The sequence below is a fragment of the Megasphaera cerevisiae DSM 20462 genome, from assembly GCF_001045675.1.
In the GTDB taxonomy this organism is placed as follows: Bacteria; Bacillota; Negativicutes; order Veillonellales; family Megasphaeraceae; genus Megasphaera; species Megasphaera cerevisiae.
In genome coordinates this window covers 32,756-45,563 of the sequence record NZ_LEKT01000003.1, presented here as the reverse complement: position 1 = coordinate 45,563, position 12,808 = coordinate 32,756, and the positions used below count along the sequence as shown (strand labels likewise).

11 protein-coding genes are annotated in these 12,808 nt (G+C 45.1%); 3 read left to right on the top strand and 8 right to left on the bottom strand.

The window, feature by feature from the left end; translation table 11 throughout:
* Positions 1 to 10: 10 nt before the first annotated feature.
* Both prdA (AB840_RS01580) and prdC (AB840_RS01575) read right to left on the bottom strand, forming a co-directional pair.
* Positions 11 to 1,927 carry a D-proline reductase (dithiol) proprotein PrdA gene (gene prdA, locus AB840_RS01580; RefSeq protein WP_048513070.1) on the bottom strand — a complete coding sequence of 639 codons (1,917 nt, stop codon included), beginning with the start codon at positions 1,925 to 1,927 and terminating at the stop codon, positions 11 to 13.
* Between the two features lie 41 nt (positions 1,928 to 1,968).
* Positions 1,969 to 3,270, bottom strand: a complete 1,302-nt coding sequence (prdC, locus tag AB840_RS01575; RefSeq protein WP_327077804.1) for a proline reductase-associated electron transfer protein PrdC — start codon at positions 3,268 to 3,270, stop codon at positions 1,969 to 1,971.
* A 310-nt stretch (positions 3,271 to 3,580) separates the two neighbouring features.
* Between prdC (AB840_RS01575) and AB840_RS17695 the strand changes: the two genes are divergently transcribed.
* The gene (locus AB840_RS17695) at positions 3,581 to 3,985 is read left to right on the top strand and encodes a helix-turn-helix domain-containing protein (protein WP_234984862.1); all 405 of its coding nucleotides are present in this window, start codon (positions 3,581 to 3,583) and stop codon (positions 3,983 to 3,985) included.
* A 60-nt stretch (positions 3,986 to 4,045) separates the two neighbouring features.
* Complete coding sequence (locus tag AB840_RS01570; RefSeq protein WP_234984861.1) at positions 4,046 to 5,041, top strand: hypothetical protein; 996 nt, start codon at positions 4,046 to 4,048, stop codon at positions 5,039 to 5,041.
* Positions 5,042 to 5,169: 128 nt separating this feature from the next.
* Here the strand turns inward: AB840_RS01570 and AB840_RS15750 are convergent, their stop codons facing one another.
* From AB840_RS15750 to prdC (AB840_RS01545), 5 genes are all read right to left on the bottom strand, one after another.
* Positions 5,170 to 5,508 carry a glycine/sarcosine/betaine reductase component B subunit gene (locus AB840_RS15750; RefSeq protein WP_053078121.1) on the bottom strand — a complete coding sequence of 113 codons (339 nt, stop codon included), beginning with the start codon at positions 5,506 to 5,508 and terminating at the stop codon, positions 5,170 to 5,172.
* Between the two features lie 85 nt (positions 5,509 to 5,593).
* A complete protein-coding gene (gene prdB / locus AB840_RS01560; RefSeq protein WP_048513069.1) occupies positions 5,594 to 6,319 on the bottom strand; it encodes a D-proline reductase (dithiol) protein PrdB in 726 nt (241 codons plus the stop codon).
* A gap of 37 nt (positions 6,320 to 6,356) precedes the next feature.
* Positions 6,357 to 6,779 carry a CBO2463/CBO2479 domain-containing protein gene (locus tag AB840_RS01555; RefSeq protein ID WP_048513068.1) on the bottom strand — a complete coding sequence of 141 codons (423 nt, stop codon included), beginning with the start codon at positions 6,777 to 6,779 and terminating at the stop codon, positions 6,357 to 6,359.
* Positions 6,779 to 8,548 carry a D-proline reductase (dithiol) proprotein PrdA gene (prdA, locus tag AB840_RS01550; RefSeq protein ID WP_048513067.1) on the bottom strand — a complete coding sequence of 590 codons (1,770 nt, stop codon included), beginning with the start codon at positions 8,546 to 8,548 and terminating at the stop codon, positions 6,779 to 6,781. Before prdA (AB840_RS01550) ends, AB840_RS01555 begins: the two co-directional genes overlap by 1 nt.
* A gap of 58 nt (positions 8,549 to 8,606) precedes the next feature.
* Positions 8,607 to 9,902, bottom strand: coding sequence for a proline reductase-associated electron transfer protein PrdC (prdC, locus tag AB840_RS01545; RefSeq protein WP_072061714.1), 1,296 nt, complete (start codon positions 9,900 to 9,902; stop codon positions 8,607 to 8,609).
* Positions 9,903 to 10,208: 306 nt separating this feature from the next.
* Between prdC (AB840_RS01545) and AB840_RS01540 the strand changes: the two genes are divergently transcribed.
* Entirely contained in the window at positions 10,209 to 11,669 is a 1,461-nt protein-coding gene (locus AB840_RS01540; RefSeq protein WP_048513066.1) for a hypothetical protein, read from the top strand.
* Positions 11,670 to 11,766: 97 nt separating this feature from the next.
* On the opposite strand, the gene AB840_RS01535 is transcribed toward AB840_RS01540, so the two are convergent.
* A complete protein-coding gene (locus AB840_RS01535) occupies positions 11,767 to 12,798 on the bottom strand; it encodes a sirohydrochlorin cobaltochelatase (RefSeq protein ID WP_048513065.1) in 1,032 nt (343 codons plus the stop codon).
* Positions 12,799 to 12,808: the final 10 nt, after the last annotated feature.

Sequence of the window (12,808 nt, the reverse complement as noted above, 5' to 3'; positions counted from 1 at the left end):
ATGCAGCGTTTTACTCTTCCGGCTCATATTTTTCGAGACGTTTCCTGCTCTTCGGCAAGGCTTGTTCATTGTCGGCCAGCGGAATTTTTCTGTCCAGCTTCTTTTCGATAATTTCGATATTGTTCAGCTTGACATTGGGGTTCCATTTCCGTTCGGCCGGTTTGATCGTGCCGCCTCCCAATAGAGTTTTCAGCATCGCCAGCTGACGAACTGCATCCTCACGGCACAACGTGTTATTGCCAAAAATCTCATTTTCAATGCCCTGCTTCGATTTGTTATTATCGCACATAGCACCCATATACTGATTACCGACAACCAATGCTCCCTGAACAGCGCAATAGGAAGCGCCAACGACTTTTACGCCTCGCTTGCCGATCTGTTCAATGTGAGAAGCAAAGTCTACATGATTGTTGCCAAAGCCTTCCGTCGTAACGATGGCGCCGTCTACGCCCATACATTCTATGGTTTGTCCCACACGGCCGGAAACATAGAATTTATCGGTGTTGGCCTGTGGTGAGCCTACGAGCATAATACCGACCAAATCGATTTCTTCGTCATGCATCGCTTCATGAACCAGCGGTTCTCTCCAATAATGCCGGGAGGTCTCCTTCGATGCCGGTCCAATGCAGGTAAGTGCATGGATGCCGCCGTCGACTAATTCCAGAGGATTGAGCATGACCGGCAGGTTGCCAAGGTCTACGTTTGGTTTGGCGCCTAATGTACCGACCGGTTCCGTAGGAAGAATCAGGTTATCATGCATAGCGCCCTGCCCCATAATTTCCTTGACAATCACGACCTTCGGCTTGCCGGGATGACGGGATTGGACAATTTCTTCTTTTTCTGTTACCAGAGATTCATCAGCCTTTTTAATGGCCTGGCGGATTTCTTCACAAATATAATCGGAAGCTCGATGCGCTGCCAGGGGGCCTGGACGTTCCATATTTGCATGTTCACGTATGGTGACGTTTGTTTTGATAAAGATCTCTCCCTTATCCGGCGCGCCCGGACGTCCCCACATAATATTGCGGTCCATTTCTCCTTCGCAGGAACCAAATTCACCGATTTGCACACCATTATGATCCGTACCGGTAACCATGAAAATAACGCCGTCCAATACACGGGTAACGCCTTCTCCCAGTTCGCCTTCCATTTTGGCGGCAATAGGCTGAACGTCCATGATCGTATTGCTGTATTCACCATACCGTTCCGGCGTAATGATGTCCAATTCCAATTTTTCTACAAGTTCCTGTGAATCTGCTGCTTCTTCGCATATTCCGTCTTTACGAATCGTCAGCGTAGTGCCTGCTATTTTTGTTTCATCACCCAGCACCACCTTTTCAATTCTCAAATGATCGTGATGGATTTCACGCACTTTGACAGCTTTTTCTTCCTTCGTTTCCGAAAGCACGGCTTCTGCCTTATTTTCTGCGGCTTTAGATACGATTTCTGCCGGGCCGGTACTTACAGCTGCCGGCGCGGCCATTGCCGTACCGCTGATACTCAGCGGAAACTCCAAATCAATGCCTTTTCCCTCGGCAATATGTATCTTTACCATGCCGTTTGAAGAAACAACGGATCCTGAAACTGCCGGTGACGTCTGAACCGGCATTGCATCCGGTACCTCTTCAGTTGCTGCAGCGGATACCGTTTCGGGTACAGCTGCGGATTCTTCAGCGGTTACACCGTCCAGCATATCTGCCGTAAGCGGTACCAGCGAATCCGCTGTCGTCTTAAGTGTGGCTCCGATAACTTGTTCGATTTTCAACACATTATCGGGAATCGTTAATAAACCAGAGTCTTCCAAATCCGGAAAAATATTGGGATCTTCCAGATTTGAGGATTGTAATACAGTGCCAGCTTCGGCACGGCAGCATAATACTGCTGGGTCCTTGGCGTGTTCTTTCGCCGTTTCTGCTGTAATCGACATATCAATTCCTCCTGACGTAATAGACATTCATTCTTGCGTCCTTATGGCAGTTTTCGATACAGCCTGTGACCATCTGCTCGCAGTACATGATCAGTATGATGATAAACCGGAACTCCTAACCTAGGAGCTACACCCATAACGGTGTTCGTTCATTCAGAACAAGTTCCGATAACTAATACCTGTGCCCCCGCTCGTTTCAGAGCGATGACTTTTTCTGCCTGCCCCGGGCATATGCCCGGCAAGCCACATCTGTATCGTCCATCTACTTCAACCATTCGTTTGCACATTTCCTTGGCAACAACCTCGGCTCCCATGCTTTCTGCCACATGAGTAAGTCGTTCCTCAGAACCGCCGCATTCACAAATCAAAATACCGGCCTTGCGAGTTTCCTGTGGAAATGGCATAGCAACCAAAAAAGCGCCGCTCGTCTTTGTAACCGGTGCAGCTTCGCTGCCGGCACGACCTGTCTGCGGTCCTCCGACAACGATCTCGCCATGAGGCTCTATATATCCGCCAGCTCGTTCTAATAATTCTTTTGCCGGAGTCCCGATGGGTACATTGACAAATACAGATTCCTTCTGCCGCACCCGTCCGGATACGGTAACATCCTTATCAATTACCGGCTTACGGTCTTCAATCGCTTCCACAATATGCTTAATCGTTTCCACATTATCGATGCAGGCCCCCACAGTTCCCGGCAGCTGTCCCGGTTCAAGCTCGATCCCCATGACTTCCCGGACAATGACTCGTTCATCTCCGGCAGGATACATATCAGGGAGTCTGAATATATCGATATGCGATTCATTCAGAAGGGCTTTTACCAACGCAATGACCGCTTTTTTATGCTTGGGCTTAATCGCGATATATGCCTGCGGCGCTTTGGTGATCTCCATGCAGTATTTAATCCCCCGCACCAGCTGCTGCGCATGTTCTTCCACCTGTTTCATATTATGAGCCAGCAGCGGTTCGCATTCTGCCGCGTTAGCAATAAATGCACCATTCGGAATTTCCGTTTTCAGTTTGACAGCCGTCGGGAATCCGGCACCGCCGGCACCGACAATCCCCGCCGCCGCAATGGCTTCCAGCTTTGTCCGGCATTCAGGAATTTTTACATAAGAGGCAGCGTCCTGCTGGGCATTGGCATCAATGGCGATATAGCTGCTCGTTATTTCTGCAATCGTGCCGTCATAACTGGCATGAATATTAGCGCCCAATCCCTTGGGTATCGCAATCAGCTGCCCCCGTCTGACAGTATCTCCTGCCGCTACCAGGGGACTGCAAGGTCCTCCGACATGTTGTTTCAATGGCAATACAATTCGTTTCACGTTATCACCTCCTTCCATCTGCAATGTGCACACGGACAATAGCTGCAGCGTATCACCCAGATGCTGCATCGGATAAGCCTGCTCTTCAGCATTCTCATGAGGAATGTCCTGTGTTACATATAGTATATAAGGGACATCGGTTGAAAAAAACAGGAAAGGTTGAATTTGGGTTGAATATATCTTGAATTTGACTGGTTCTTCCCAAAAGAGGCCATCACGTTTTTATATCAAATTTATATATAGACTATTTATCTTATTAAACATATAATTAGAATATACAAAGTACACAGAGCTCGCACGAATATTATATTGGCAGTGAGGTTTATTTATGAATGTCGAAACATATGCATCTGCACTAAAAAAATTAATACGATTTACAAAAACAAAATCCACATATCTGGCTGATCATGTAGGCTATGACGTATCCTATATCAGTAAATGGAGCAACGGAACCAAACTCCCATCTTCTCGTTCCGTTGAACAAATCAACAGTGAAATGGGCGTATATTTTTCTCGCCTCATCCAAAGTCAGACGCGAGAGGACGCATTCAAAAAAGCCTTTGCTCTGCCGTCAGATACAGCTGATCTGGCCTTTGAAATCAGTCAGTACTTAGGCAGCGCCTATCGATCAACGCTGCAAAAAAAGCCGGCCACGTCATTGGAAAGTAAATCCCTGGTTCGTATTATGACAGGTCATCACAATACTGCCCAATTTATATCCGGAATGCTGTGAAGCCATTTCACTTCCCTGACGGGTCGTCAGGAACTGCTTATTTATGGGGAATTCTGCGCCTTGTACGATGCTGGTTTCTGGAAATCTGTGCATGCGATCCATTCGTCCTGCTCCCATATCCAAATCCGTGTCGGTCTGGACATAGAAAAATTAGATAGAAATCCACACTATACGGCCGGTTTATATGCCGTATTAAATCAAAATCTCAATTTTGATTTTTCTTTTTACGACATCCATGACATGGAACATGCCGATTTGATTATTTTGAAAGGAAACTTTGTCATTCAATATGCGCTGCTTACTCCCCGGGGCTTTACCATGTGCACGTACATTGATGATCCGGCCTCCGTGCAGGATATTTACGAAAAATTCAGTTTGGAAAATGCCGGCAGAACAGAGATCATTACTAATGTAAAATCGCTTTGGATGGTAGATCAGGGATATCGCACTTCTTTTTATACAGCCGGCGATTTTTTCTTTTTCCTGACCAACGGCATCGAGTATTTGCTTCCTCACGAGGTGTTTGACAGTATTTTAAAAAAGGCCTCGCCGGAACAAGTACCTTCTGTAGAACGGCTCTGCATCACCTGGGAGGAGATATTAAACAAAGCAGGCATGGACATCATGGTGCCGACATCATCTCTGATGCGGTATCTGGAATCCGGTTATATTGACCTGACTGAAGTGGAATATAAGCTGAGTCCCCAAGAGCGCAAGGCTCATATCTTCCATGTATTGGCCGCATTGCAGAAAAACCCGCGGCTTTCCGTAGGCATGATCAGTGTGTCGTCAAATACGACCGCTTTTCAGGAAGCCAATCTGTCTTTTTATTCCAATTACAAGACAAGCTTTTTTAAGAAAAATCCACAGTATATCCAACGTGACACTAATTCTTTTTATGTAATCCTAAACAAACGGCTGAATGCGGTTATTTTAAATTTCTTCCGTCATTTAAAAGACCTTCCTCAGTATCACCACTATGATGAGCCAGAACTTACGGAAAAATATACGTTATATAAACCACTTATCGAAAAAATTTTATCTTTGAGTAAATAATAATATCTTTTCTTAGGAAATAATTCAAAAGCACCACATCTTCATGCACTATTTGCATAAAGATGTGGTGTGTTTTTTACTAGCTTTTATATAAACCAACGCAATTTATTCAAGATTTATTCAATAATTCAATCTTTATTCAAGATTTTCCTTATGAAAGAGAGTGCATGGCTCCATCCAAACACTGGGCCGGCGATATGACAGCCGGGGTATGCTGCATATCCATCAGACAGCGTGCGCCCAGAAAACCGCCCGGCTCTGCCGGAAACAATGACACCGTCAATACGCATGGCTTCGGCAATCGCGCCCGTCCGTTCTGCGGAAAATCTTTTATCAGCATACCTCTCAGATACACCGTTTACGATAATGCCGCTGCATTCTATATTCTTTTCCTGCAGCAGCGGCTGTGTAATCGGGTATCGATCGTGATGAAGCGTTGTCATTTTCGCACTCGGGCCCAAACCCATTCCCAATCCACTCCCTTCCCAGCAGGCAAAAAAGGGCACGCATTTTCATCCGTGCCCCTTTTTTATCCATCAGTACCCTGCCCCTTTAGACATTATGTCTGTATTCATATGGCAAAACCTTCAAGCCGTTGAAGCTGGGGCAATCCCGCACCCATTCCAGCGATTCCTTCAGGATTGCGGTCTGCTGGGGAATATTATTAGGTTCGCCGGCATTAGAACCAATCGGTACATGCGGAGCCGTAATACGAGGGGCTCCCTGCTGCCGCGCAATGGGCGGCAGCGCAGCGATGACGCAGCAGCTCATTCCTTCCGCTTCGCAGCAGCGTGTAACAATCGTGGCAGAACGATGGCATGTACCGCAGCCGCCGGTACAAAGAACAATATCCACGCCTTGTTCTTTTAACTTTCTGGCAATTTCCGGGCCTGTTTCATTTTTAAATTTTTCGACATTCCCACCGCCGCCCATAAACGTATAGGTTTCTTTCGGCAAAGATCCAATAAAGCCTTCCTTAATCAATTCGTGCAGGCGATCAACAGGGAACATAGCGTTTACATCTTTGTTAATATCAGAATTATCAAAGCCGCCATGCGTGACCATCAGTTCTGCCGACGGCGTATCAAACGCAATGACTCGATAGGAAAAATCTCCGGACGTATTAAACGGGGTCTGATTTTTTTTATGAATACCTCCGGCAGTGATAAATGCCACCTTGCACTCACTCAAGGGCTTTTTTAATTCTGTAAATACTGGTTTCGGCGTAACGGGAACAAAAATTTCCGAACGCATCCCTTCTACGGTTGTTAATTTCATGGAATGAACCTCCCTTATATTGTAAATGAATATATCCCTATATATGTTTTACTTTTATACGGCTTACATAAAACTCCGCCTGCTGGCCGGCGGCCAATGGCACGGATGTAAATACCCATCTCCGCGGCACAGCCACTGTTCCTGCCTGGTTACCCATTTCAATTTTCACGGCCGTATCATTCACTTCTATGATGACGCCGCCAATAAGTACCGGATTCACTTCAGATTCATGTTCCAGCGGAAAATAGTCGTAATCTAATGGTTCCGTGACGATCTGAATATAACTAAAATAAAATTGTACAGCAGCTCCCGGAGTTATATTCGTTCCTTGAACCATGGAATTGCGGACATACAAGACCCCCAAACGTCCGTTCAAATTGATTTTGACGATATTCTGTCCAGACTGTGTAACAACACCGCCCATTAGAACGGGATTGAGTTGATATGCGAGATCCGGCATCAGTGAAGAGTTCCGTTATCGAGAAGTTCCATATCCGGGAGACCTACCAATGCATTATTTTCATTAATAACGTCGTTATTCCACTTTTTAAGTGCCGGCAATACAGCTACGCCGGCCATTTTATTTTTCAGCATTTGAATGGCCCGGATTGCCACTTCCTTGGTTACGCAGGAGCAGCCGGCAACGTCATTTTCAAAACCGCCTTTATCCATATTTTCTTCCACCATCGCGTCTGCATAGGGATTACCAACAACAAGCTGCCCCTGATATGCGCAGAACGATACGCCTACAACGGGAATACCCCGTTTACCAGCCTGACCGATATGCTGAATAAAATCAATATGATTGTTGCCAAAGCCCTCTGTCGTAATAATGCAGCCATCGATGTCAAGACTTTCCAGTAATGAACCGAGACGTTCGGATACCCAAAGCTTTTCATCGTTGACCTGCGGAGAGCCTACAAATATAACTCCGATAAGATCCAGTTCTTCATCCTGAGCCAAGCCTTCTACGAGAGGTTCACGAATATAGTGGCGGGTCATTTCTTTCGTTGCCGGCCCGATACACGTCAGGGCATGGATAGAGCCGTCACGAACCTGATTCGGTGTCAGCACGATAGGCACGTTGCCAAGATCAACATTCTTCTGCCCTCCGGCAACACCGCAGGGTTCGATGGGGCAAAGGACATTATCATGCATCGCGCCCTGGCCCATAATTTCTTTGACCAGTACGATACGGGGATTTCCCTTGCGGCGGAGATCTTCGCACCGCTCTTCACGAATGACCGTGCCTTCGTATTTTTTCAATTCATCGCGAACAGCCTGAATAATGAAGTCTTCACATGTATGGGCTGCAAAGGGACCAGGGCGGCTCATGCCGGTAAGGCGCTTAATGACGGCGTGGCAGCGTATAATAATATCGCCTTCATCAGCACATCCGGGATGACCGAAGTACATTTTTTCATCCAAATACCCTTCTGAGGAACCAAATTCATGAATCTGTACCCCGTCTTCGTCAACACCAGTCAGCATGAATACAACACCATCTACTACTTTAGTTACACCCTCACCAAGCTCCCCCTCTACTTTCGTCGCAATGGGGCATACATCCATAATCGTATCGGTATACACATGGCGTTTATCCGGATAGATAACGTCCAGTGCCATGCTGATGCATAACGCATCTTCCCCAACAGCTTTTTTCACGATATCACCATCAATAAAAATCTTACCGTTTTCAATTGCTGTTTTGTTACTGATTTCAACATCTGTAATTTTAATATGTTTTTTCAGCAGCGTCCGGATAATTTTTTTCTGTCCTGCCGGTGCCGCGGAAGCCGTCCCGTGAATAACTGAACCCAGCGATGTACCTACAGGGATATCCAAAGACAGGCCTTCTAATTTATCAATTTTCACATGAATCATACCATTACCTCCTGAAGCGGAACTTGCAATCACTGCTTCTGCTGCGCTGGCTTCTTCCCTTGCTTTCTCCTGACGGGGCACACCCGCGGCGTCATTGACTTTATCAAGAACGCTGGCGGTAATAGGCATCAGCGCTTCTACATCCGTAAGCAGCGTACTCCCCAAAACCTGTTCGATAGTCAACCCATCCTCGCTCAAGGTAAGCAGACCTGCATCTACCATATCGTCAAACAATGTTGGATCTTCTAAATCCGCGGCCCCAATAACCGTACCTTTATCACGGCGGCAGCAGAAAATAGCCGGGTCTTTCAGGTGTTTGTTCAGCGTATCTTTCGTAATGGACATTGGATATCACACTCCTTGAATAATAGTACACAATATAAAAGATTTAACTAAATGCTGCTTACGTTTTAATCCGGCGCACAAGCTTATGATTGACGGCCCGCAATGCCCCATCTGTACAATGATATACGGGCAGCTTCAGTTGGGGAGCACAGGACATAACCGTATTGGAACAGTCTGTACAGTTGCTGATCAATATACCTTGTGCTCCCGCTTTTTTGATGGCCAGTACCTTTTGTACCTGTCCCGGACAGATACCGGGATTTTCACACTTCCTTGTGCCATTTTTCATACGCTTTGCTTGTTTGCAAAACTCTACAGCGACAACTTCGGAGCCCATACTGGCAGCCAGCTGTTCCAGCCGGGCTTGATCACCGCCGCAGGCACAAACGAGGAGGCCGATTGTATCCGGTCCCTTCAGAAAAGTTTCAGCTGCAATAATGCCGCCTGTGGTTTTCACAATAGGAGCGTCCCGCTCTGTCCGGTGTCCCATAAAGGGACCTCCCATAATAAGTTCACCGTATTCATCCTGCAAGCCTCCGGCCCGTTCCAGTAAAGCTCGAACTGGCAGTCCCAGCGGTACATTGCGGAACACTTGAATCAGTTCTCCCTTGATTTTTCCGGCAACCGTCACATCCTTATCGATGAAAGGCTTCTTATCATCTACGGCCTCCTGTACCTTACACAGCGATTCAGCATTGATGACAATAGCAGCTGCTGCCAACGGCAGCTGATCAGTCTCTAACAGACGCCCCAATACCTCTCTTACAATGGCCCGTTCTTCGCCGACCGGGTAACTATTCGGCAGTACATGCAGCACAATCCGGGAATCTGTCACGACGTCCCGGAGTTTTCGAATCGCCTTTTCATGAATTTCCTTGATAGCAATAATACCTTTCGCCGCATGGACAATATCCATAGCAATTTCCAGTCCGCGAACCAATTTTCCCGCATCTTCTTCAATTGCCGCTATATTATGTGCCAATATAGGCTCACATTCAGACGCATTAGCAATCACAACGCCCTCGCCGGAAAAAGGCCTGGATAATTTAGCATAGGTCGGAAAACCGGCTCCGCCTAATCCTACAATACCGGCCTCCCGGATAAGATCCCATGATTCCGTACTTTGAAGCCGTATGAATTCCAGAGATTGCTGCTCTGACGCTATGATTTCAATAGCCGTATCGGTAACAATTTCCACCACACCGGACACGCTGGAAAAAATATTGCTTCCCAATGCCTCCGAAGCCGCCGCTGCAATCAACTGGCCCCGCTTAACCGTATCGCCTTTTTGTACGATGGGAACAGATCGCATGCCAATATGCTGCTGTAACGGAAACATAAATACTTGTTCCATAAACCTGCCTCACCTTCCATCTCTTTGTTTAGGATATGAATTTATAACAAAAAATAAATTCATATCCATCAAAAATCATGTGTAATTCTTCACTTATGATGACGGTTGTCATCCTGAAACCATCATACGGTACTCTCTTCTTGAAAAAAACAGGACGTCATGACTTTTCGTTGACTTTATTTGGACTAATAAAAAATACTGTATTCTTGATATTTAAAAAGCAGCAAATATGTGATAAAATACACATAGTTGAGCACTTCGTTTTACATATTAGTTTTTATTTAAAATCTATATAAGGAGTATTTTATGCCTAGTGAAACGTATGCCTCGGCATTAAAAAAAATAATAAAATTTACCAAGATCAAGTTTACCTATTTAGCAGAACATATCGGGTATGATGTATCCTATATCAGCAAATGGAGCAGCGGCGCAAAGCTTCCCTCCTCTCGCGCAATTGACCGGATTAATACTGAAATCGGAGTCTATTTTGCCAATAGTATTCTCCGTCAGGAAAAGAAAGAACTATTCTGCAAAATGTTCGTCCTTCCTGCAGATACGAAGGATCTGGCGTTTGAAATTACGCAATATCTTAACAATGCGTACCGAGCTACGCTGCAAACGCAGCAGGTCCATACATCAGAAAACAGATCTACTGTCCGCATGGTAACGGGAAATCATAATATATCCCAATTTTTTTCCGAAATACTGCAAAAAAGACTGCATACCTTGACCGGAGAGCAGGAATTAATCATTTACGGTGAGTTTTTTTCTTTGTATGACGCTGGTTTTTGGTCCTATTTAGATACTCCCACACTTGTATGCTCCCGCATGAAAATTCAGGTTGGCTTAAATCTGGATAGGCTGGAAAAAAATCTGCAGGAAGTAGCTACGCTGTATATGATATTAAATAAATATCTTAATTATGATTTCACCTTTTATGACATGCATGATATGGAAGATGCGTGTCTTATCATTTTGAAAAATGAATTTGTCATCCAATACGCCATTCAGTCATCTCAGGGAATTACCCTCTGCACCTATACGGATACACCGGTTGCACTTCACGATATTTATGAACGCTTCTGTATTCAAAAGCTGAATAAAAAAGCCTTGCTTACGACACTGACTTCTCCTTGGAGCATTGATTCTGGATATCGTTCCGCATTTTATGCCACGTATAAATTTTTCTTTTTTCTCACAAATGGGTTAGAATATCTGCTGCCGTCTTCCGTATTTGATGACATGATGAAACAGCTGCCTCCGGAAAAGTTTTTTTCCATAGAACGACTCCGTATTACCTGGGAGGAACTGCTGAATAAAGCAGAATTGCATATTATGATGCCGACCACTTCATTGATGCGCTATTTAGAAACAGGGTATATCGATCTGACTGACATTGAATACAAAATGAACGTCGACGAACGAAAGGCCCATATTGCCAACGTATTGGCAACAATGAAGAAAAATCCTAAAATTACGGCCGGCGTTATCAATTTATCTTCCAAAATTCCGTTCTATCAAGAAGCGAATTTATCCTTTTACTCTAATTACAAAACAAGCTTTTTCAAAAAAAATCCTCAGCATATACAAAATGAATCGAATCCGTTTTATGTTATCCTGGCTCCCCGACTTCATGCTATACTGTTGAATTTTTTCCAGCAATTAAAAGAATCTTCCCAGTATCGGGAATACAGCCAGGAGGAATTATCGCAAAAATATACCGTATATACACCACTTATAGAAAAAATTTTTTCACTTCATTCCTAACAGGTACTCGTTATCCCGCATATATGTAAACACGGCCATGAAAATATTCCATCTATTTTCATGGCCGTGTTTTTTATATATCGGTACAGCGTAACGACTATTTTTTATGTTGTTTCTGCGATACAGCAGTGTTTGCTTCCAAGGCGTTCCAAGCTTCATCAGCCCGTTCGACAAACATATGCCGGACTGCGGCATTTTCTCCCAATCCATGAAGATATGGAGTTACCGTAAAGCCTTCCTTTTCAAGAATGCTTTTATGGGAATCCACTTCGGCGCCAGCCATATCATTATTAGCATGATCACCTGCAACCATCATCATCGGCATAAGAATGACATTTTTAATTCCCTTGGCCTGCAGCTGAGGAACAACCGTGTCGAGATGAGGCCAGCCTTCCACAGAGTAGACAAAGACGTTTCCCAGCCGGGCCGCATCAAATCGGTTTTGTACAACAGAATAGTAGGCATTCGCCGGATGCGGCGTACCATGTGCCATAACCAAAATAGCATCCTCTTTTCCAAGCTTGGGAAATTGTGTCGAAAAGGCCTGCACAAATTCGGCAATATCATCCCGTTGCCCTTCCTGACCCATCCAATACAAGATAGATGTTCCTATGGTCATTTTTTTGAAATCATGCTTGTATAAATCAAAAATAGCTGTGTCATATGCATATTCCATACCGGGAATAACATCCAACGAGGTAATCGCAACACGCGTGTAGCCTTCTTTTTTGAGCTGCGCCAATGCCTCTTCCGGTGTCGGAATCGTAAGATGTTCCTTAGCTTTTATCCGATCCACAATGATATGAGAGGTAAAAGCCAGCACTACCTTTTGATCTGGGTGCGCTGCCCGAATATCTGCTACTGTTTTATCAATAGTGGCCTTCCGGCTATCCTTATATGTCGTGCCAAAGCTAAGAACCAAAATTGCGTCTTTATTTTTTTTATCCTTCATTGATTCATTATTAAAGGTACGAACTCCGATTTCAGCAGCCTGCCTTAACGCCGGTGTTGCATCCTTGACCTCCGGATTCAGCGTATAGCCGGCCGCAGAGGCAGAGCCGCCAGCAGCTCCTACTGCCATCATAGTCAAAGACAAGAACAACACTGTTTTTAATTTTTTACCAAACATGATACCACTC